Annotated in this window: 21 protein-coding genes; 13 read left to right on the top strand and 8 right to left on the bottom strand. The window is 67.6% G+C overall.

What is annotated here, in order from left to right; translation table 11 throughout:
* The first annotated feature begins 103 nt into the window (after positions 1 to 103).
* Both ACFTQE_RS07395 and ACFTQE_RS07390 read left to right on the top strand, forming a co-directional pair.
* Positions 104 to 3589, top strand: coding sequence for a glycoside hydrolase family 98 domain-containing protein (locus ACFTQE_RS07395; RefSeq protein ID WP_376924435.1), 3486 nt, complete (start codon positions 104 to 106; stop codon positions 3587 to 3589).
* Positions 3590 to 3663: 74 nt separating this feature from the next.
* Positions 3664 to 3963: a hypothetical protein gene (locus ACFTQE_RS07390; RefSeq protein WP_376924429.1), complete on the top strand. Its 300-nt coding sequence runs from the start codon at positions 3664 to 3666 to the stop codon at positions 3961 to 3963.
* Positions 3964 to 4137: 174 nt separating this feature from the next.
* Here ACFTQE_RS07390 and ACFTQE_RS07385 read toward each other — a convergent pair whose 3' ends face one another.
* Positions 4138 to 5277 (bottom strand): epoxide hydrolase family protein, encoded by a 1140-nt coding sequence (locus ACFTQE_RS07385; RefSeq protein ID WP_376924428.1) that lies wholly within the window; start codon positions 5275 to 5277, stop codon positions 4138 to 4140.
* A 62-nt stretch (positions 5278 to 5339) separates the two neighbouring features.
* On the opposite strand from ACFTQE_RS07385, the gene ACFTQE_RS07380 reads away from it, so the two are divergent.
* Positions 5340 to 6305, top strand: coding sequence for a helix-turn-helix transcriptional regulator (locus ACFTQE_RS07380; RefSeq protein WP_376924427.1), 966 nt, complete (start codon positions 5340 to 5342; stop codon positions 6303 to 6305).
* Between the two features lie 169 nt (positions 6306 to 6474).
* Here ACFTQE_RS07380 and ACFTQE_RS07375 read toward each other — a convergent pair whose 3' ends face one another.
* Positions 6475 to 7989, bottom strand: a complete 1515-nt coding sequence (locus tag ACFTQE_RS07375) for a hypothetical protein (protein WP_376924426.1) — start codon at positions 7987 to 7989, stop codon at positions 6475 to 6477.
* 127 nt (positions 7990 to 8116) lie between these two features.
* Here ACFTQE_RS07375 and ACFTQE_RS07370 point away from each other — a divergent pair, with 127 nt between their 5' ends.
* From ACFTQE_RS07370 to ACFTQE_RS07350, 5 genes are all read left to right on the top strand, one after another.
* A complete protein-coding gene (locus ACFTQE_RS07370; protein WP_376924425.1) occupies positions 8117 to 8479 on the top strand; it encodes a hypothetical protein in 363 nt (120 codons plus the stop codon).
* Between the two features lie 113 nt (positions 8480 to 8592).
* On the top strand, positions 8593 to 8982 hold the full coding sequence (locus ACFTQE_RS07365) for a hypothetical protein (RefSeq protein ID WP_376924424.1): 390 nt from the start codon (positions 8593 to 8595) through the stop codon (positions 8980 to 8982).
* Positions 8983 to 9053: 71 nt separating this feature from the next.
* Positions 9054 to 9617 (top strand): RNA polymerase sigma factor, encoded by a 564-nt coding sequence (locus ACFTQE_RS07360; protein WP_376924434.1) that lies wholly within the window; start codon positions 9054 to 9056, stop codon positions 9615 to 9617.
* Complete coding sequence (locus tag ACFTQE_RS07355; RefSeq protein WP_376924423.1) at positions 9614 to 10702, top strand: hypothetical protein; 1089 nt, start codon at positions 9614 to 9616, stop codon at positions 10700 to 10702. The genes ACFTQE_RS07360 and ACFTQE_RS07355 overlap by 4 nt, the downstream gene beginning before the upstream one ends.
* Positions 10703 to 11044: 342 nt before the next feature.
* Positions 11045 to 11668: a response regulator gene (locus ACFTQE_RS07350; RefSeq protein WP_376924422.1), complete on the top strand. Its 624-nt coding sequence runs from the start codon at positions 11045 to 11047 to the stop codon at positions 11666 to 11668.
* Between the two features lie 10 nt (positions 11669 to 11678).
* Here the strand turns inward: ACFTQE_RS07350 and ACFTQE_RS07345 are convergent, their stop codons facing one another.
* On the bottom strand, positions 11679 to 14090 hold the full coding sequence (locus tag ACFTQE_RS07345; RefSeq protein WP_376924421.1) for a pyruvate dehydrogenase: 2412 nt from the start codon (positions 14088 to 14090) through the stop codon (positions 11679 to 11681).
* 145 nt (positions 14091 to 14235) lie between these two features.
* On the opposite strand from ACFTQE_RS07345, the gene ACFTQE_RS07340 reads away from it, so the two are divergent.
* From ACFTQE_RS07340 to ACFTQE_RS07330, 3 genes are all read left to right on the top strand, one after another.
* Positions 14236 to 14706, top strand: a complete 471-nt coding sequence (locus ACFTQE_RS07340; RefSeq protein ID WP_376924420.1) for an Lrp/AsnC family transcriptional regulator — start codon at positions 14236 to 14238, stop codon at positions 14704 to 14706.
* Positions 14707 to 14832: 126 nt separating this feature from the next.
* Positions 14833 to 15186 (top strand): hypothetical protein, encoded by a 354-nt coding sequence (locus tag ACFTQE_RS07335; RefSeq protein ID WP_376924419.1) that lies wholly within the window; start codon positions 14833 to 14835, stop codon positions 15184 to 15186.
* Between the two features lie 138 nt (positions 15187 to 15324).
* On the top strand, positions 15325 to 16836 hold the full coding sequence (locus ACFTQE_RS07330) for a hypothetical protein (RefSeq protein ID WP_376924418.1): 1512 nt from the start codon (positions 15325 to 15327) through the stop codon (positions 16834 to 16836).
* A gap of 57 nt (positions 16837 to 16893) precedes the next feature.
* Here ACFTQE_RS07330 and ACFTQE_RS07325 read toward each other — a convergent pair whose 3' ends face one another.
* Both ACFTQE_RS07325 and ACFTQE_RS07320 read right to left on the bottom strand, forming a co-directional pair.
* Positions 16894 to 17301 (bottom strand): nitroreductase/quinone reductase family protein, encoded by a 408-nt coding sequence (locus tag ACFTQE_RS07325; protein ID WP_376924417.1) that lies wholly within the window; start codon positions 17299 to 17301, stop codon positions 16894 to 16896.
* 63 nt (positions 17302 to 17364) lie between these two features.
* Positions 17365 to 17610 carry a hypothetical protein gene (locus ACFTQE_RS07320; RefSeq protein ID WP_376924416.1) on the bottom strand — a complete coding sequence of 82 codons (246 nt, stop codon included), beginning with the start codon at positions 17608 to 17610 and terminating at the stop codon, positions 17365 to 17367.
* A gap of 106 nt (positions 17611 to 17716) precedes the next feature.
* Here ACFTQE_RS07320 and ACFTQE_RS07315 point away from each other — a divergent pair, with 106 nt between their 5' ends.
* Complete coding sequence (locus ACFTQE_RS07315) at positions 17717 to 18349, top strand: TetR/AcrR family transcriptional regulator C-terminal domain-containing protein (protein ID WP_376924415.1); 633 nt, start codon at positions 17717 to 17719, stop codon at positions 18347 to 18349.
* 92 nt (positions 18350 to 18441) lie between these two features.
* Complete coding sequence (locus tag ACFTQE_RS07310; RefSeq protein WP_376924414.1) at positions 18442 to 18924, top strand: universal stress protein; 483 nt, start codon at positions 18442 to 18444, stop codon at positions 18922 to 18924.
* Between the two features lie 12 nt (positions 18925 to 18936).
* Here ACFTQE_RS07310 and ACFTQE_RS07305 read toward each other — a convergent pair whose 3' ends face one another.
* The 3 genes from ACFTQE_RS07305 to ACFTQE_RS07295 all read right to left on the bottom strand — a co-directional run bounded on the left by ACFTQE_RS07305 (position 18937) and on the right by ACFTQE_RS07295 (position 20626).
* Positions 18937 to 19329 carry an SHOCT domain-containing protein gene (locus ACFTQE_RS07305; protein ID WP_375837252.1) on the bottom strand — a complete coding sequence of 131 codons (393 nt, stop codon included), beginning with the start codon at positions 19327 to 19329 and terminating at the stop codon, positions 18937 to 18939.
* A 146-nt stretch (positions 19330 to 19475) separates the two neighbouring features.
* Positions 19476 to 20465, bottom strand: coding sequence for a CorA family divalent cation transporter (locus ACFTQE_RS07300; RefSeq protein ID WP_376924413.1), 990 nt, complete (start codon positions 20463 to 20465; stop codon positions 19476 to 19478).
* Positions 20462 to 20626 (bottom strand): hypothetical protein, encoded by a 165-nt coding sequence (locus ACFTQE_RS07295; protein ID WP_376924412.1) that lies wholly within the window; start codon positions 20624 to 20626, stop codon positions 20462 to 20464. Before ACFTQE_RS07295 ends, ACFTQE_RS07300 begins: the two co-directional genes overlap by 4 nt.
* Positions 20627 to 20839 lie beyond the last annotated feature (213 nt).

Genomic DNA, 20839 nt, shown 5'->3' with positions numbered 1-20839 from the left:
CGGGGGGTGAGCGCCGTCCCCGGGCCCCCACCCCGCGACGGCTGCACCTGCCGAATCGGCGGTCACCGTCGCAGCAACGGATGAGTCGAACTCCGGCGCGTCCCTGCGCCGAGAGATCTCCCGGGATGTCCCGTTGTTCCTCGTGAACTTCTACTACACGGATGTCACGCTCAACGACGACTCCATCGAGGCGCTGTGGTCCGCCGTGCCCGACGACTTGAAAGAGAACACCGTCGTCCTCCTGATCGCCGAGCGAGGCCTTCGGAACACGCCGGAAATCAAGGACTGGATCACGACGTGGGCCGACCGCGCGCAGGCGGCATCCATCCCGTTCGCCGTGCAGACGATCAACGGCGAGACCCGCACGAGCCAGCAGATCCCGGTCGCCTGGTTCCGGGCCCTCGCCGAGTCGCACTCCATGATGCACGGCGTCAACGCCGCAGAGCTGTACAACGGCGAACCGTGGTACGGAACCGCGGAGGGCAACCACTCCGACTACGTCAAGGACCTGATCCTCGCGGCCAGCGCGACCGGCATGCACCTGATCTGGACCGATACGAACGTCTGGGGCAACGGAACTCCCGAAACGGGAACGATCGCACGGTGGCTCGAAGACAACGCCGGGCTGTACGACGCATTCCGCGCGCACTCGGCGAACATCGTGATGATGAACAAGGAGTCCTTCGGTGACATCGACACGGACGCCCTCAACAGCGGGCTGTGGCTCGCCGGCAGTATCGGCAACTGGGGCACCTCCTCGGACTGGTGGCACTGGGGGCTCAACGGCTACGGACTCCTGGGCGGGACCGGCGGCCAGGATTGGAAAGACATCCTGCAGTACCCCGACGCCATGACCGTTCAGTCGATGCTGCGCGTTGCGAGCCAGGGCGGGACAGCGTTCAAGGCGGAAGCGCAGTGGTTCACCAGCGCGATCGGCGGAGAGCGTACCGCGACATACGAGTACGGGATCATCCCGCTCCTGCGCGATCTGAAGGCGGATCTGGTGCACATCCCCACCCGCGAGGAGATGCTGGCACAGAACAAAGCAGTCTTCATCGATTCATCCGCGTGGTCGTCGCCCAACTGGGATCTGAGTCGATCGAACCTCTTCCCGAACAGCGGCCGCTACGGCGTCATTCCGCTGCTGCCGTCCACTGCGAGTGACGCCGAGAAGGCGCATTTCGAGAACGTGCTGTCGACTCCCCAGGACAAGACGTACTTCGACGCCCTGTACCCCGAGCAGACGATCGCAAGCGACACCTTCATGTCCCACACCGGCAACACGTGGTACTGGATGAACTACGCGGAGAATCAGAGCTACACCGCAACGACGACATTCAAGCCGGCCGACAGCGGTGCTGACCTTGTCGGGATCGAGGCCGGCAACCACACCTTTGCGACCTTCACCGAGAAGGACGGTGCGATCGACGTGTCGGTGAACAACTATCGCGTCGACAAGTCCAACGTTCGATCAGAGACGCTGTACGGGGTCGAGCCTGAGGACAAGTTCGAGCAGACCGACACGTACCGATACATCCACGACTACCTCACGGTGAAACTGGACGCGGATGGTCGGCCGATCGTGGACGCCGACGGGAACGTCACCACCGCGGCGGGTCGAACGCTGAACGACCGCAGCGATCGCGACGTCCGGACGACGACTTTCCGGGTGGAAGGCACATGGGAAGGTGGCAAGCCCGCGCTCGTCTTCGCCGACCCCACTGACGCCACACGCCCATACACGGTGGACGAGCAATGGGATGCTGACCGCAAGACACTTCTCGTCACTCTGACCCACAACGGTCTTGTGAAGTTCACGATCAAGACCGACGGCCCGCCGCGCAACACCGTCTCAACGACGCGTGAGGCGGAGGATCCCGCGAACGAGCTGGGTAGCAAGCTGAAGGTGAAGTCCGCTGCCGAAGCCTCCGGCGGCAAGGTCGTCCGCGGCGGCAACGGAAAGGGCGACGATAGCACCATCGCGATCGCCGGTCTCTCGGCCGTGGCCGACGGAGAGGCTCGTCTCCGCGTCGACGCCGTCGCCAAGAAGGCCGGTACGGTCTCGCTCACGGTCAACGGCGGGCCGGTGCAAGTTCTCGAGTTCCCTGGTAACCGTGGGAAGAAACCCGTGAGCGTGACGATTCCGGTGAGCGTCGTCGCCGGTGACAACACCATCCGGTTCTCGATGCTCACTGCCGCCGGACCGGCTCTGGACGCCATCGTGCTGACGCAGGAGTCGGCGATCCCGCCGGTGGCTCCCGCGCTTGCGCTCAGCGCGGCGAGCGTCGAGCAGGGCGAGAGCGTCGTCGCGACTGTGACCGGGCTTCCTCCGGTGACCCAGGTATCCGCGAAGCTCATGCCCGGAGACATCCCGGTGACCGGCATCCCGACTGCCGACCTGACCGGCGCGGTGTCCTTCAACGTACCGGTCGACTACGTGGTGCCCGCCGGCGAGCACAGCATCGTCGTGACCGCCCCCGGCGTCGACGATATGGGCGCGCCGTTGACGGTTGAGGCGGTGCCCTTCATCGTGACGGACTACGAGGCCGAGAGCGCCGCGAACACCTTGAGCGGTGCCGCAGCGGTGAAGTCGCTGTCGGCAGCGTCGAGTGGAGCCATCGTCGGAGAACTGGGCGCAGGCGGGGCGAACTCCGTCACGATTGAACGAGTGGTCGCTCAGGCCGCCGGCGAGGTCAGGCTCCGCGTGTCGGCGGTGACGGGCGAGAACCGGGACTTCTGGGTCTCGGTGAACGAGGCAGCGCCCGTCAAGTTGACGATTCCCGGCCGCAGCTGGACGGAGCCCACAACCGTGGAGACGACGGTCGAGCTCGCGGCCGGCCTCAACTCCATCCGGTTCGGGAACCCGTCCGCCTACGCGCCCGACCTCGACGCGATCACGGTGCTGGAGCCGACCGATGGCAGCACGCCCGCCCCGGCGCTGCACCTCGGTGCTGCAACCGTCGAGCAGGGCACGAGCGTGCTCGCGGCGGTGACGGGCTTGGACGAGGGATCCCAGGTGTCGGCGAAGCTCATGCCCGGCGACATCGCCGTCGCGGACATCCCCGCGGCGAATGGGAACGGGGTGGTGACCTTCGCGGTCCCCGTCGGATCAGAAGTGTCCCCGGGGGAGTACACCCTCGTCGTCACAGCCGACGGCCTCGAACCCCTGCGTGCCCCGTTCTCGGTCGTGGCGCCGACCGGAATCACCACGTACGAGGCTGAAAGTGCGGGCAACACCCTGACCGGCTCGGCAGTCGTGAGGTCGAAGTCGACCGCCTCCGGCGGGTCGGTCGTCGGTGAGCTGGGCGCAGGAGCCGGCAACGCGGTGACGATCGAAGGGGTGACCGCGCGGACTTCCGGACCGGTGACGCTGCGGGTAGCAGCGGTGACCGGAGAGGACCGGGACTTCTGGGTCTCGGTGAACGGCGCCACGGCGGTCAAGCTCGCGGTTCCCGGCCACAGCTGGGATGAACCGACCATCGTGGAGATGACGGTGGACCTCGCGGAGGGAACCAACTCCATCAGCTTCGGGAACCCGTCCGCCTACGCTCCCGACCTGGACGCGGTCGTGGTGGATACCGCTGCGTAGGTAAGGGTGCGCAGGTCCTGAGCCCACATCTGCTTCTGATGGTCAGAAGGTCGTATTGATGCAGCAGCCGAGAAGTGCGCGGTGCTGAGCTGCCATTCGGTGTGATGAACGATCAGACAGCCGAAGAAGCTCATGCGAAGCCGGCCTGGTTCGGTACGAGCTACGACCGCTGGAAAATTCCCGCGCTTAGCTTGGAACGCCGATACACCGATGCGGAAAGTGCCCAGCAACCGCAAGGCCTTCCGGATTTCCCGAATGCGCCACCACAGCGCAATCGGAGAATCAGTTCCTGGTCTTCGGAAAATGGCGCAGAAGAGGTCGTGATCAGAGAAATCTGGCACGACCTCTTCTTCTTTGCGCGGGTGACCCTTTGAAGCCCGTCCAGCGCGTCGGCCTGCGAGAGGTCCCGCCCGTCAACGACGCCGGTGTCCGTGCCCGCCAGGAAGGACGAAGGACCCCCGCCGCCCGATGAGGCGACAGGGGTCTGGCCAGGAGAGGGCAGCTCAGGATCGGCGCTCACGCGGCGGCGAACGCGGAGGACGCGACGGTCAGCGGATGCTGTGAACGAAGTCGCGGATGTCCTGCGCGAGCAGGTCGGGTTCCTCCAGCGCCGGGAAGTGGCCGCCCTCGGCGAACTCTGTCCAGTGGCCGATCGACCGCTGCGGATCCATGGCTCGGCGCACGAGCGGATGCGCATCGAACACAGCCCAACCGGCCGCCACTGCCGCACCCATCGCGGGCGGCATACCGGAGTGCGTCGCCTCGTAGTAGAACTGCGCGCTCGACTCCCCACTGCGGGTGAACCAATAGAGACTCACGTTCGTAAGCAGGTCATCGAGGTCGACTGAGTCGCTCGGCGTGGCGTGGCGATCGCCGCGGGCCTTGAACTTCTCCGCGATCCATGCGAGCTGGCCGACGGGCGAGTCCGTGAGGGCCGCGCCGATGGTGTCGGGCTTGTGGTTCTGCATCTCGAGATACCCGCGGTCGGATGCCGCCTCAGCACGCATCGTCGCCAGCTCGGACTCCTCCTGCGCGGAAAGGTCGTCGGGTGCGGGGAAGATCACCCCCACCAGACCCAGAAGACGTTGCTCGCACGCGAGGTGCATGCCGATGACGCGCTCGGGATGCGTGTTGGCGAGCTGCGCGACGATGCCCGATCCGGTGTCGGTGCCGTGGGCGACGAAACGGTCGTACCCGAGACGGGTCATGATCTCCGCATACGCCTCGGCCGTGCGACCGATTTCCCAGCCGGCCGACGACAGCGGGGTCGAGAACCCGAACCCTGGCGGCGACGGGATGACGACGTGGAATTCGTCGGCCAGCAGCGGCATCAGCCGCCGGTACTCGACGAACGAGCCCGGCCAGCCGTGGCACAGCAGCAGCGGGGTCGCATCCGGGTTCGACGACGCGACATGCACAACGTGGAAGGTCTGCTCGTCGACGGTGGTCAGGAGTTGCGGGAAGGCGTTGAGCGCCGTCTCCTGCGCCCGCCAGTCGAAGCTGTCGCGCCAGAGCTCGGCGAGCTCGCGAAGATAGGGCTGGGGGATGCCACGGCTGAAATCTGTGCGGTCGTCTCGTCCCGGCACGGTAGCTGCCCATCGGGTGCGTTCGAGTCGATCCTTGAGGTCGTCGACGGCAGCCTGAGAGATGTCGATCCGGAACGGCGTGAGCTGAGAGTCGTTGTTCATGCCTCTACGCTCCTCGGTGATGCGGAAGGTTTTGTTCCGCGATTGCTGAAATGATCGTGAGCATGTTGGGGACCTCGGCGCGACTACTCGAGTTGCTGTCGCTGCTCCAGCTGCGCCGCGACTGGACGAGCGCCAACCTCGCCGAGCGTCTGGGAGTAAGCACCCGCACGGTGCGCACCGACATCGGCAAGCTGCGCTCCCTCGGGTATCCGGTGATTGCGCGTCCCGGTGTCACCGGCGGCTACCGACTGAGCGCAGGCACGGCCATGCCGCCCCTGCTGCTGGACGACGACGAAGCCATCGCCGTCGCGGTGGGGCTCGGCGCGGCCGCGGGCGGAAGTCTCGGCATCGAGGAGACCTCGCTCACTGCGCTCGCGAAGCTTGAGCAGGTGCTCCCGTCTCGCCTTCGGCACCGCGTTGACGCGCTGCGTCACGCCGCGAGCGTTGTCCCCGGCGCCGGGCCGGCGCTCGACCTCACCGTCGTCAGCGGTATCGCGGTGGCGATCCGCGGACACGAGCGCCTGCGATTCGGCTACACCAAGCCGGGCGGGCCGGAAGAGCCGCGCCACGTGGAACCGCAGCGCCTGGTCGGGTGGGGCTCGCTCTGGTATCTGCTCGCGTGGGACCTCGACCGTGACGACTGGCGTGTGTTCCGTGTCGATCGGATGCGCCTCCGCGCGCCGACGGGAAGGAGGTTCCGTCCGCGCGTGATCCCCGAGCGCGACGAGGTGGACTTCGTCGTCGAGCAGGTGCTCCGCGCGGGTTGGGTCCACCGCGCCCGCATCCTCGTGCACGCTCCTGCGGATGTGGTTGCCGCCAAACTCGTCGTTCCGGTCGAAATCGAACCGATCGACGACACCTCGTGTCGCGTCGAACTCGGGTCCGACGACCCCGACCGTCTCGCGCTGTGGGTCACGCAGCTCGGAGTCGACTGCGAGGTGATCGAGGGCGATGGCCTCATCGCCGCGCTCGAGCGACTCGGCGCCCGCCTGCAACGCGCGATAGGTCGCACCCCCGACGCGGGCTGACGCCCGTCGCGCCGTCCGGGTGATCGCGGCGGCCACCTGGCAACGCACCGACCACGAATCTCCCACAGCATCGCTGACGGGCTACAGACCGCGCGCCTGTCATACGACGTTCATTGCGCGGGAATTGCAGAGCCGTGCGATGAATGGAACGGGGGCCGGCGACACAGCCTCAGAACTCGGTCGCCACGCAGACCGACGAAGCGTAGATCCGTATGCCCGCTGCGGATTCCCGTATAGCGATCGTCGTCGCTCCCGGCGACAACGGATCAGACGAGGCGTAGACGGCCAGTCCGACCTTCGCTGAGCTCACGGGGATGTACCCGCTGGCGACCCAGGCTGCGGTGATCGCCGCGAACGCTGCGTCGGCACTGCTGGCGACCTCGAAGATCGGGATGGTGACCTCGCCCTCGGCGTGCTCGCCCTGCTCCTGTGCGCACTCTGCGACGCCCACGTCAGGTTGGCCGCGGATGCCGGCTGCGGCGCCGGCTGCATCGAGGAGGTTCGTGACGAGCACGCGATCGGCGGCGACCCGGCCGTCGGCAGCGCCCGGGTCGAGCACCAATGTCGCAGAGTCGGGGGCCGAGACGACCTGCTCATCAGGCACCTGCGATCCGAGCGGCAGCCCGACGAAGCCAGCGAGCTCCCCGGCGGGGCCGGCGTCATCGGAGAGCACGTCGAACACATCGAACTCAGCGCGGCTGACGCCAGTTGGCACTGCCGTGACAACGTCGTCGACCGAAGTCAGCACAGCCGTGACTCGCTCGAGAGCGGCTTCGCCTTCCACTTCGACGATGAGCGATGGTCGCTCCAGCGGCGCAGTGTTCAGCGATAGCTCTGTGCTCGCTGGCGACTCAGGCTTCGCACCTGTGTACGAGAGCCGCACGACGTCGTCGTCGTTCGCCAGCTCGGCGAGGACCTGAAGGAACGCCGGGCTCGGCGAGGTCGCATCGATCCGCAGCTGATTGAACCGGCCCGTGGGGGTGCCTGCCCTGCTGACCGGCGCAGCGCTGTCTGTGCTCGCGGCGATCGACACAGCCGTGAGCGCGCCGAACCCGAGGTCCGGGAGCTCGCGCAGCTGAGCCGCGACGTCTGGCCAGAGCGACGGGTCATCGACACCCACGGCCGCGACCGGGTCACCCTGTGACACGAACGCTGACATCGCTCCGTCGATGTCCCGGAGGAGCTCCAGCGACGACGCCAGTTCCTCCGGCGGCATGATCTCGTTCGAGCGGTCAGTGCGCAGGAACGAGAGAGTGGCTCTCGGGCCGTGATCGTCCTCAGGCACGTGCAGCGTGCCGCCGGTAGACACGGTCTCGCTGGCATCTGAGAGTACTTCTTCGACTTCGGTGGCCAGCCGGCCGAGGTCGGGCACGTTCCGCTCCAGGTCGACAGAAATGGTCCCGTGCCAGGAAGTGACACCCTGCTGTGGTTGGTCGGGGAGCGGCGACAAGCCGTCGGGCCGTTCGCCCTGAACGAGCTTCGACGACGCAGACTCGACGCCCTTGATGATCTCGATCCCCTCGACTGCGTCGTCGACTGCGGCCTGCATCTCTTCGACGCTTGTGTCTTTCGGGAACCGATCCCCGCCGACGTCGCCCTCGGTCAGGCTCTCCGGACCCTGGCTGACCATGCTGCATCCGCCGAGGGCGCCGAGGAGTCCGAGCACCACGCACAGCTGTTTCATGGTCGCTCAGCGTACTGACGGAAGCTCATCGCCCCGTGCGACGTTGGGTCCAGAAGCCCAAGATGCAACCAAAGTCGCATCCCCGGACATCTCTCTTCAAGTGAAGCTCGTCATGGGGGTGAGGACGATGCAGCAGGCAGGTACGAAGCTCATGCGCGCCGGCGGCGCGCTGACGATGCTCGGCCTCGTCGGTCTGGTGGTGGGAGCTGCGATGCTCGCGTACGCCTCGGCATTCGGCACGGCATCGGTCAACACAGACGCCCAGCGAGCAGTCGCGCTGCTGGTCGCAGCCGTCGGCACAGCGATATCGATCGCCGGCGTGAGTCTCGTCTGCATGGGTCTCGTGCTCCGGCCGCGTCGCACGGCGTCGTTGCGCACATCGCGGCGCGACCGTCGCTACGTGCCGCCCATGCACCGCGAGACGTACGCGCGTCCGGCTCGGCGTACGAGCACAGCGATCACCGGCGAGCAGCCGGTCATCGCAGCCTGACCGGAGATCGACCAGGAACGCAGCACGACTCCGCAGAGAATTCTCGCTCGAACATGTAACGAGGCACCCTTCTCCGACAACTACCCGAGTAGAGACAGGAATGGGGTGGTGTGGTGTCGGCTGGCAAGATGCTCATGCAGGCGGGTGGTGCCGTGGCGATGGTGGGCACGGTCGGCATGGTGACTGGGGCTGCGATGCTCGCGTTCTCCTCGGCGTTCAGCGAGGCGTCTGCCAACGCAGTGGCACAGAGCAGCATCGCGCTCTGGGTCGCGGTCGGCGGCGCGGCACTCTCGATCGCGGGGCTGGCGATCGTCTGCATCGGACTCGTCGTGCGGCCGAGCCGGGCAGAGCAGCATGGGCGTCTCTACGTCCCGGTGCACCAGCGGGACTCGTTCATGCGAACTGCGCACCAGCGCGGCCGCAGCAGCGGCCGACGCGGTTCCAGCGTGCAGGTGCACAGCCCGATCCCCTCCGAGCAGCCGGTGGTCGCCGGCTCTGCTTGACGGGCAGCGCCGCAGGTAGGGTCATCGGACGCGCCGGGGAACCGCGAACACAGAGACGGAACAGGCAGCGAGTGAGATCAGGAACAGGAACAGACGACGCCGAGGCGGTGCTCACGCATGAGCGCGCCTTCGACGAGCTGTTCCGTGCCCATCACCGGACGATCGTCCAGGCGGCGTACCACCGGCTCAGCAATGTGCGCGACGCCGAGGATGCCGCGGCCGAGGTGTTCTCGGTGGCGTGGCGACAGCGCGCCAGCGCTCCCGGGATCTACACGCTGCCGTGGCTCTACGGAGTGCTCCGCAACGTGGTCGGCGTCGAGTACCGTCGCCGCGACCGCGCGCGTGTGGGCGCTGCCGCGAGCGCTGAGACTGGCCGTGCCGAGGATGACAGCGCCGACGTCGATGCGGGTGATGCCGCGCGTGACGTGCGCCGGGCGGTCGCATCGCTTGCTCTGAGCGATCGCGAGCTGATCTGGATGGCGTACTGGGAGGACCTGAGCCGCACCGAGATGGCGGAGATCGTCGGCATCTCGCACGCGTCTCTGCGCGTGCGGCTCCTCCGTGCTCGGCATCGACTGAAAGTCGCACTCGACGCACCAGGGAACGCAGATCCGGGACGGAGGCAGAAACCATGAACGACGAAGAGCTCACGAACCGGATCCGAGCAGCACGCCCGGTGCTGCCGGGATACGAGGGGCGCGATAAGGCGCTCGACGAGAGGGCTGAGGCGACCCTCCTCGTCATCATGCGCGAAGGTGACGCAGGTGACGCAGGTGACAGCGCTGCTGTTCCGTCCAGCCCCGAGCCGGCTCTTGCACCCGTCACCCCGATCACGAGCGCGAGCAGCCTGTCCCGTCGGCTCCGCCCGGTTTACCTCAGCGTCGCGACTGGACTCCTCGTGCTCATCGTCGCGGCGATCGCCATGGTCGCCGTGCCCCGAGGTGGCGCGAGCACCGCGTGGGCGGCGACGCCGCCGCAACTCGCGCCCGTGCCCATCCCCGGAACTTCGAAGGAGCTGCTCACGGAGATGAGCGAAGCCGTCCGCCTGAGCGCGGTACCTGAAGCCGAAGGGAGCGAGACCGTCCGCTCCCAGTCCTGGGCGCTGGCGCTGGCTCCGGAGAGCGAGGAACTCCCGGTCGCGATCGTTCCCGAGGTGCGCGAGTTCACGCGCCACGCCGACGGGTCCGTGCTGATCGAGGTGCGCGCCGGCGTCCCGTACGGCGCCGAGGGTCAGGAGATCGTCTCCTTCCTCCAGGTCGCGCCCGGTGAGCTGGTCTGGCGCGAGGAGCTTGAACCTGGCGAGCAGACGTGGATGTACCCGGATGCGCCGCCCACGGACGCCGCGCTGTATGCGGGGTATTTCCGTGAGCACAATCCGATCTCCTCGGAGCCCGACTCCGAGGTGCCGACGACGAGCCACTACTTCAACTGGACCACCCACCTCCTGAATGAATGGAACATGAACCCCGCCCAGCGCGCGGCGCTGCTCGAGTTCCTGGCGGGGCTACCCGACATCGCCGTCGACGGCACCGTCGAGGACCGCCTCGGCCGGCCCGGCGTCTCGTTCTCGACGCACACCCGCGACATCAGCGGTGAGTACCGCGACATGCTCGTGGTCTCGCCCGAGATGGGTGTTCTCTCGTCCGAGCGGGTCTACATCGGCACCGATCGCACCGACATCGAGGCGCCCGCGGTCGTGCACTACGTCGCATGGGAGTGAGGGACTCAGCGCTTCGCTGAGCCACTGGTTCAACGGGAATTGAGAAGTGGTGCAGCACCCGCACTGCACCACAGCACGACGAAGCAGGAATCCGACCAACGTCGCATCTGGCGTCTGACGCGAGTGCACGACGGGCCCCCTCTCGCAGATTTGTAACACACAGCCTCGCTCAGGAAACAGACCAAGGAGACGGGTCCACACCGGCCTGGTGCTGCGCAACCGGATCACCAGTTCCGGACATTCCTTCTTGGGGGCGTCTCGCACCGCTCGCTGCAACCAGAGGGGAACACTCGATGAGGCTCATGAACGGATTCGCCGGCGCCGCGTCGCGCTGGCGCGACGATGAGTAGCGACACGGCGATCCGGGTCGTCATCGCAGACGACCATGAACTCTTCCGGGCCGGTATGCGTGCGATGCTCGCTGCAGAGACCGGCATCGAGGTCGTGGGCGAGGCCGCCGACGGCGCCGGAGCTCTCGCTGCCACGGTGGCAGCGCGCCCCGACGTACTGATGCTCGATGTGGAGATGCCCGGCGTCCCGGTTCTCTCAACGATCACTCGTGTGCTCGCGGAGTCGCCGGGTACCCGTGTGATCGTCGTGACGATGCACCGCGACAGAGTGCTCGCGGACCATCTGCATGCCGCCGGCGCGAGCACGTGCATCTCGAAGTCCGCCACCTCGGCTGAGCTGATCGCCGCCGTGCGCCAGGCCGCGCCCCCGAGCCGAGCCCAGGGAGAGATCCAGCGCGCGCCGAGCAAGGCCGTCCTCTCGCACCGGGAGCGCGAGGTGATGAGACTGATCGGCGACGGGTTGTCCAACGAGGCGATCAGCCGGCGGCTGTCGATTTCCATCGGCACAGTGAAGCGGCACAACACGCACATCTACGCCAAGCTCGGCGCGACCTCTCGCACGGATGCCGTGCGCCGGGCGTGGACTCTTGGCGTGTTCGCCGGCGCACGACCCTGATCGCGTCGGCTCAGGCGACGACGTCGAGGACGGCGCGCACGATCGAGTCGACGTCGATGCCGTGGGAGCGGTAGACGTCGGCGAGATCGCCCGACTGCCCGAAGCGACTGACGCCGAGGTTCCGCGCCGGCACCTGGTTGATGCCGGCGAGGAACGCGAGCGTGTGGGGGTGGCCGTCGAGCACCGTCACCATCGGCGCGGCCTTCTCCGCGGGGAAGACTTGGTCGAGGATCCAGGACGGCGCATCGGCCAGGCCGCGCCGAGCCTGCAGCGCCTCGAACAGCAGGCCGGCGCTCGTGACGCACACGACGTCGGCGATCACGCCGAGCTCCGTCAGCCGGTCTGCGGCGGCCAGCGCCTCGGGCACCAGCGCTCCCATCGTCACGATGGTCGTCTGCGGGCGGTCCGCCGAGCGGAGCAGGTATGCGCCGGCCACGACCTGGCGTCGACGACGCTCGCGTGCCGCGGGGTCCGCCGGAATCACTGCGAGGGTCTGGTCGACCGGCTTGGTCGAGAGCCTGAGATAGGCGGACTTGCCGCCGATGCGGCCCATCTGGCCCATCGCCGCGAGCAGCGCCCATTCGAGGTCCACCACGAATGCGGGCTCGTAGCTCAGGCACTCGGGCTGCTCGAGGCCGATCGACGGGGTCTTGATCGACTGGTGGGCGCCGCCTTCCGGTGCGAGCGTCACGCCCGAGGGCGTCCCGACGAGGATCGACTGGCCCCCGGCGTACATGCCGAACGACCACGGTTCGAGCGCACGCTCGACGAAGGGGTCGTAGATCGTGCCGATCGGGAAGAGCGTCTGCCCCCATCGGCTCCAGGTCGCACCCAGCTCGCTGATCAGGCTGACGAGGTTGACCTCCGCGATGCCGAGCTCGATGTGCTGACCGCTCGGCCTCTCGCGCCAGTGCAGCAGCGTCTCGGAATCGTCGTCGAACCAGTTGCGGCGCTCCTCGGTCGACCAGACGCCGACCTTGTTGATCCATCCGGCGAGGTTCGTGCTGCTCGACACGTCGGGGCTCACGGTGACCACGCGGGATGCCGCGTCGGGGGCGACCCGCGTCAGGTCGAGCAGGGCGCGGCCCAGGGCCGCTTGGGTCGTCGACGTGCCGGTCGGCGTGTGCCCGAGGTCGGTGGGCACGGCGGGTGGCGATGACGTCGGCGCCGCCGGCCGCTCGAGACGGTTCGCCGTGTCGGTGCAGAGTCGCCCCGGCTCGCTGTCTGGCGCGAACGTCGACCACGGGGCATCCTGATCTTCGCCGAGCGCATCGGCGAGCGCCCCGTACTGCTCGATCGAGAGCAGCGACGAGTGGTTCTGCGGATGGCCCTCGATCGGCAGCCCGTGTCCCTTGACCGTGTAGGCGATGATCACGGTCGGGCGCGTGTCGTCGATCTCCGCGTAGGCGGCGCGGAGTGCGTCGAGGTCGTGGCCGCCGAGGTTGCGGATCGCCGCGTGCAGCGTCGCGTCGTCGACCCCGCCGCAGAGGGTGTCGATGGCCGCGGCATCGGCACCCGTTCCGGGCAGGCGCACGCGGAGTTCGTCGACCCGGCAGCGCAGCAGACGCTGGTACTCGGGGTTCGTCATCTCGGTGATGCGCCGGCGCAGCGCGTCGCCGCCCGGCCGCGCCATGAGCGATTCGAGCAGGCGCCCGAACTTCACGGTGATGACCTGCCAGCCTGCTGCGTCGAAGAGCTTCTCGATCTTGTGCGCGGCGATGTTCGGCACGACGCGGTCGAGCGACTGGCGGTTGAGGTCGACGATCCAGACGATCTCCCCGAGGTCCTGCACCGAACTGTCGAGCACGGCCTCCCAGATGGCGCCCTCGTCGAGTTCGGCATCGCCGAGCAACGAGTACTGGCGACCGCTGCCGGCCCCGCCGCCGTGCGTCTCGGTGTACCGGCGGGCGATGGCGCCCCAGATCGGGGCCGTCGCGCCGATGCCGACCGAGCCCGTCGAGTAGTCGGCCGGATCCGGGTCCTTGGCGCGGCTCGGGTAGCTCTGCAGTCCGCCGAACTCGCGCAGGGTCGTGAGGTGGCGCGCGTCGAGGGTGCCGAGGAGGTAGTTGATCGCGTGCAGCACCGGTGAGGCGTGCGGCTTGACGCTCACGCGGTCCTCGGCCCGAAGCTGCCCGAACCACAGCGAGGTCATGATGGTCGTCATCGAGGCGCTCGAGGCCTGATGACCGCCGACCTTGATGCCCGAGGTGTTCGGGCGCACCCGGTTCGCATGGTGCACGATCGAGGTCGCCAGCCACAGCACGCGCCGTTCGATCTGCTCGAGCACGGCGGTCGGGTTCGACCTGCCGTTCTCGACGGGCCGGGAGGCGTCGGCGGATGTCGCGAGCACGACGCTGCCCGCGGGCTCGATGGCACCCGTCGGCTCGGTGGTGCCCGTCGCGGCGATGGTGGGGAGGAGCATGCGCGGCCTTTCGTCGTCGATGAGGTGCGGTTGCGCATCGGTGCCGACCAGTGGAACATCGATGCGTGTCGTGCGCAACAGAGGCCCACCAAGATGCGCAGAATGGTCACGGCGGCGGATGCCGGCCTCGAGGAAGGTGATCATCGTGGATACTCGGCGAACAGCGGACGATATCGACGCCCTGCTGCTGCGGGCGCTCGTGGACGACCCCGATGCCACGAACCTGGCCATCAGCGAGCGCACCGGCCTCGCCCGCAACACGGTGAGGTCGAGGCTGGCGCGCTACGAGGCGGAACGATCACTGCGTTCCTTCGAGCGGCGCGTCGACCCTGCATTCCTCGGGTTCCCGCTCGAGGCGTTCGTGATGACCACCGTCAAGCAGCGTGAGCTGCAGGCGATCTCCGCCGCGCTCGGCGAGATCCCCGAGGTCGTGCAGGTGCACGGACTCGCCGGCGTCGCAGACCTGCTCGTGAACGTCGTCGCTCGCGACGCCGACGACCTCTACCGCATCGCGGGGCGCATCCTCGCGATCCACGGCGTCAAGCGCACCGTGACCGGGCTCGTGATGGGGGAGTTCGTTCCGCATCGCCTCGCCCAGTTGATTCCCACTGGATGAAAGCCGCAACCCGCGGGTGACCGGCTCGGTTGCTTCGAGGGTCCAGGAATGGGGGTTGTCCACGACCGCCTTCATCAATAGCGTCATCTCGCAACGCAGCTCGGCAATGACCGGAACGGGACACCGATGCAACGACGCCGGATCGGCAGGCAGGGAAGAGCAATTGTCGTGCTTGCCGTTGTCGGCGGTTGCTTCCTCACCGGGCTCAGCCTGCTCCACCACTATTGGGTGAACGTCAGGGACCCGTACTTCGCGTGCACTGAGCTGTTCACTCCCGTCGAGTCCGCGCTGTCCACGCTCCGGGGCACTGGCACATGGTGGCCGCTCGGTCTCTCGTGCACCTACGAGGTGTCCGGCGTGACGAGCACCGTCGATACCGGATGGGGTCTCACCATCGTGGCGCTCGTCGGTGCGGCGTTGATCGCCGCCGGGTTCTCTGCGCTTCACGTGCCCGCGAAGAATTCTCGCCCGAACACGTAACGAAACCCCTTCGCCGACAACTCCTCCGAGAGGATCTCCGTCGGTACTGGCGCACCGAGGTGGTTGTCGCAGACGGCGCACGCACCCGGCCGGCGAGTGATCGGTATCCTCTCAGGGGATCTGAGGGAGAGGGGCCTCGTGCAGACAGCGTCGATTGCACCGGAGAAGCCGATTGCACCGGAGGAGTCGTCGCACCGGGGGACTCCGTTCCCGGTGCTGCGGAACCGCAGGGCGACCGCTGTCGGCTTCGTCGCGTTCGTCGTGTCCCTCGCCGGATCGTGGGTTCCCTCGTACTGGTTCGACGAGGTGGCCACCGTGATGGCTGCTCGGCTCAGTTGGAGGGAGCTGTTCACCCTCACCGAGTACATCGACGTCGTCCACCTCAGCTACTACTCGCTGATGAAGGTGTGGATGGGTCTCGTCGGTGAGTCGGAGCTGGCCACCCGTTCCCTCTCCGCTCTGGCCATCGGCGCTGCGGCCGCCGGACTGGTCGTGCTGGTCTCGATGTTCACGAGCCTGCACGTCGCGGTCATCTCCGGTGCGGTCTTCGCGGTGCTGCCTCACGTCACCTTCATCGGTGCCGAGGCGCGCTCCTATGCACTGAGCGCGGCACTCGCCGTGTGGACCACGGTCGTCCTGCTGGTCGCGCTCCGCAGCAGGCGCCGTCGCTGGTGGTGGGCCTACGCGGCCATGCTCGTCGTCGGAGCCGCCGTCTTCCTGTACTCCCTGCTCCTCATCCCGGTCCACGGGTTCCACCTCTGGCGCCACCATCGCCGGCGCCGAGCTCTCCTCGCCTGGCTGGCCGCTGCCGCGCTCGCCGGTCTGGTCGCGCTCCCGCTGATCCAGGCGGGTCTCCGCCAGAAGCAGCAGATCTCCTGGATCGCCTTCCAGCCCGGCCGAGATCTCTGGGGGATCCTGACGGAGCCCGCCTTCCAACTGTCCCGGGACGTCGCGACGGGCGCGAGCGTGGTCGCCCTCGTGCTGATCCTGTGCTTCGCTCGTCGCCTCTCGGCTGCACGGCGCCGACTGCTCGGTCTCGCACTGGCCTGGTTCTTCATCCCCCTGCTCATCCTGTTGATGGCGGATGCCGCGATCGGCTCGGTGTTCACGCCCCGCTACCTGTCCTTCGCGGTGCCGGCGATCGCCGTGCTCCTCGCACTCGCCTTCACCATCACGCCGCTGAAGCAGGTGGCCTGGCTGCTGGTGGCTGCGCTCGCACTGGCGTGCGCACCCGGCTACCTCGCCCAGCGCACGCCCCTGGCCAAGAACGATGGAAGCGACCTCGCCCAGATCGCCGTCTACATTCAGCGACACGCCGAACCCGGCGACGGGATGTTCCTTGAGGACTCGAACTTCGGCAATACGCAGCCTCGGCTGGCGCTCGCCGGTTATCCTGCCGCGTTCGCGAACACGCGAGATATCGCGTTCGTCCGCTCGTTCACGACGACGGGGGGCTTCTCCGACATCACGATCGAGTTCGACCGGCTCGGGTCGCGGCTCGACGGGATCGACCGGCTGTGGCTCGTCACGGCGGGCTCACCTGCGACGGGGGAGCTCCGCGGGGCGCCGTACATCCTGGGGACGCACGGATTCGCTGCAGTGAGCGAGTTCGAGACCAACCGGTCGACGATCGTGCTGTACGAGCGCTGACGCGGCCGCAGCGACTGCGTGCTCGAGACGATCGGACCGCCAGGCGGTGGTGGTTCGCTAGCGACGGGTGAGCTGCAGCACCGGGATCCGGCGATCGGTCTTCTCGAGGTAGCCCCCGAACTGCGGTTCCTCGGCCGTGATCGCGCCGTACGCTTCCTGCCAGTCGTCGCCGGCGATCTCGGTCGCCGTCACCGGCACCGTCATGATCTCCCCGTCGACGAGCGCCTCGATCTCGAATGACGGGTTGGCTCGCAGGTTGTGGTACCAGGCGGGATTCTCCGGTGAGCCGCCCTTCGATGCCACCACGCGCCATCCGTGCTCGTTGCGGAACCCGACCACGGGATTCAGGCGCGTCTCGCCCGACTTCGCCCCGATCGAGTGCAGGATGATCAGCTTCGGACCCCAGAAGTTCTCGGTGCCCTTGCTGCTGCGGAACGTCTCTATGACATCGTCATTCCAACCCATGCAAGCGACAACGCAGGCGGAGTCCGGAATCTTCCCTTCTTCACCCGCTTATGTCGCTCTGTTTCAGGCCCGTTCCCGACCGAAGAACTCGGCGATCCGCCGCTGCCACGCCACGAGCACGCGAGGCGGCCGGGCCGGGTGGGCCCCGGCGCCGCCATGCCGACGTCGAGCGGCGGTCGCGGCCTGTGCCGTGCGGCCATGGCGGGTGCCGCCCTGGTGCCCGGTGGGCCGGATCGCATGAGCGGGAGCGCCGGGGACCAGGTGGGTCGTCTCGTGCAGTGCGTCGAGGAGTGTGCGCTTGTCGGTCATCGTCGTCGCTTCCGTTTCAGGCTTCGCTCCCGGTGGGGGAGACCGCGAATCTATCACCGATAGAGGCGATTCTCAATCGTTGATAGAGTGACGACGGAGGTTGGCTGTGGCGTTGAACAAGCGGCAGATCGTCACCGAGGCCGTCGCGCTGCTCGACGCCGACGGCCTGGACGGCGTGACGTTGCGCAAGCTCGCGGCGAGGCTCGGCGTTCAACAACCCACGCTCTACTGGCATCTGCCCAACAAGGCGGCCCTCATCACTGCGATCGCGGATGCCATCCTCGAACAGGAGTTTCCCGAGCCGGCGCCGGCGAATCCCGAGGAGCAGTGGCAGGACTGGCTGGTCGACCTCGCCGAGCGGCTGCGCCGTGCGCTGCTCGCCCATCCCGACGGCGCTCGCATCATCTCGACCTCGCAGACGTCCCTGAGAATGGCTGCGATCTCCGAACTCGCGATCAGCACCCTCGTGGCTCGCGGTGTGGGCTTGCGACAGGCCCGGCTCATCGTCGTGACCGTGGAGCACTTCACGGTGGGCCACGTCCTCGAGGAGCAGACGGGACCACCCGCCGCGGCCGCCGATCAGGAGTTCGACCTGGCGGCCTTCGCCGCGGCGTATCCGACGGTCGTCGCCGGCATCGCCGAGTACTACCGAGACGACCGGACGCCCGACGACCTCTTCCGCGATTGCCTGAACGTGATCATTCGGGGCGCAGCGGCGACGGCCGGCCTCGCGCCGTGACGACCGCGTCCAGCACTGGTGCAGCGCCGGCCCTCGTGTTTGACTGACCGAAGGCGTTCCATGGTGCTCATCGGAGAACTGGCGGTAGCGACATGTCGGAATCAGACACCCACCTCGATGACGGCCCGATCGTGGTGGGCATCGAGCCGGGCCTCCCATCGCGGATCATCGAGACCGCCGAGCACACCGCGCGCGCGTTCGGCTGCGAGGTCGTCTTCGCCTACGTCGAGCTCAACAGCGCCCTCGTCGAGCTCGAGTACACGGAGCCGCGCACCCACGACTCGCTCGAGCCCTCGATCGACGAGGAGATGTCGGGGGTCGCCGCCGCGCTCAACGACCGGCTCGCGGCGGAACTCGCCGAGTCCGACGTCGCCTGGGCGTTCCGCGTGCTCGCGGGCGATCCGGCGAGTGCGCTGTCTCGTCTGGCCGCCGACCTGCACTCGCGGATGCTCGTCGTCGGCACGAGGCGGCGCGGGGGCCTCCATCGCGTCGAGGAGTTCTTCGCCGGCTCAGTGGCGAAGGCGCTCGCCATGGGACAGGAGCGCCCCGTGCTGCTCGTGCCGTTGAATCGCTGAACGTCTCGCGGACTACGCCGACTGCAACGCCTTCGCCTTGAGTGCGTCGAACTCCGCTTGCGTGATGGCGCCGCTGTCGAGCAGCTGCTTGCCCTTCTCGATCTCCGCCGCAGCCGACGACGAGGACGAGCCCGCGACGCTCCGGATGTAGTCGGCGCTCGCCGCCTGCGACTCCGCCACCCTGGCTGCGTTTCGTTCGGCCATGCCGCGACCGCGCGCGATCAGGTAGATGAAAGCCGCGAGGAAGGGCACGAAGACGAGGAACAGCACCCAGAGCGCCTTCGCCCAGCCGTTCAGCGAGTGGTCCCTGAAGATGTCGACGATCACCGTGATGAAGACCCAGATGCACGCGATGACCACGTAGAACCAGAAGAGCCAGATGATGAAGTCCCAGAAACTGTTCATGGCGATGGCCTTTCGTCTCGTCGGACGCAGTTTCACTGCGACTGCCGCGAGAGTACGGCTTCCGTTTCAGGAGCACATCATTCGATTCGGATGATTCGTCAGCGGCGTCCCTCGATCGGCGACGGCGGGCGGCGGCACATCGAGGATCAGCTCGTGCCGGCATCGCGGCGGTCGCCCGACCTCGCGCCGAGCCATCCGCGCCGCCGGAATGCGAAGTAGACGACGAGGTCGAGGACGAGCACCGCGACTCCCACCGCGACCCAGCCGTACTCCCACTTGATGAGCGGGAGGTTCTTGAAGTTCATGCCGTAGAGACCCGCGATGACCGTCGGGATCGCGAGCAGCGCCGCGAACGCCGAGATCGTGCGCATGTCCTGGTTCTGGCGGGTGGCGACGTTGCTCTCGTGGCTCGAGACGACGGCGTCGAGTGCCTCGTGCTCGGCTGACGCGAGGCGTGCCGCACCTTCGGCAGCGAGCTCGAGATGAGTGAGATACGGGCGCAGTGCGGGTTCGAGCGTGAAGATCGTCTCGAACTCCGCCCTGCCTGCGCGAAGCGCATCGGCGAGTCCCGACGCCGCCCGATCGATCCTGCCGATGCGCTGTCGCAGACGGTAGATGCTGCGGTAGTCCTCGTGGATCCGACTGTCGAAGACCTCGGCCTCGACGTCGTCGAGATCCTCCTCGACTCCCGCGCACAGTTCGATGAAATCGTGGACGACGGCGTCGAGGATGCGAGAGACGGCCGAGAGCGGTGACGTCACCGGCAACAGGGGCTCGTCGGCCCCACCGGGTGCATCCAGCAGGGCGGAGATGTCCCGCATGCCGTGGTCGGGTCCGCGTTGCACGACGAGGAGCTCGTCGTCGTGCAGGATCATGGCGATCTCGGTCTCGGCGCGAGTGGCGCCGTCGCCGCTCGGGTGGAGGTCCCAGATGGTCAGGCAGAGGTGGCCCTCGAAGAGCTCGACCTTCGGATGCTGTCGCCCGCCGAGGAGATCGGCCACGACGAGGGGGTGCAGGCCGAATCGCCGGCGCACGCCGTCGAGCCCCTCCCTGCTGGGGTTCACGAGGATGACCGGTTGGAACGCCGGTGGCGTTCGGCCCGACGGGGGTCGGCCTGCAGGGGCCTCGACGCTCACGCGCTGTTGCGACCGGCGATCATCCGGATGAGCCAGGCGATCACCGCGATCGCGAGGAGGACGAGTCCGACCCAGAGCAGGAAGTTCAGGGACTGCACGAAGCCGCCGGTGATTGCCAGGATCACAGCGATGATGACGACGATGATCAGCAGGATGTTCATGGGGTTCCCTTCGCCCGCCCCTGCGCTGGAGACGGCAGGGACCGTGGTGTCGCAAGGCTAGATCGCCCCGCAGGGCGGCGTCGAGGGCTTGACAGACGGCCGATTCGAGGGTGCCGCCGCCGTCGCCGCCGACGGCGTGCTCCTCGGCGAAAAGTCAATCCCTATCCGAACGTCGCACCCGCGCGTAGCTTCGAAGTGTCGGCCCCGATGTCG

Origin of the sequence: Agromyces sp. NPDC056965 (assembly GCF_042673425.1) — a bacterium.
Lineage (GTDB): Bacteria > Actinomycetota > Actinomycetes > Actinomycetales > Microbacteriaceae > Agromyces.
This window is presented reverse-complemented; position numbering and strand designations above follow the sequence as displayed.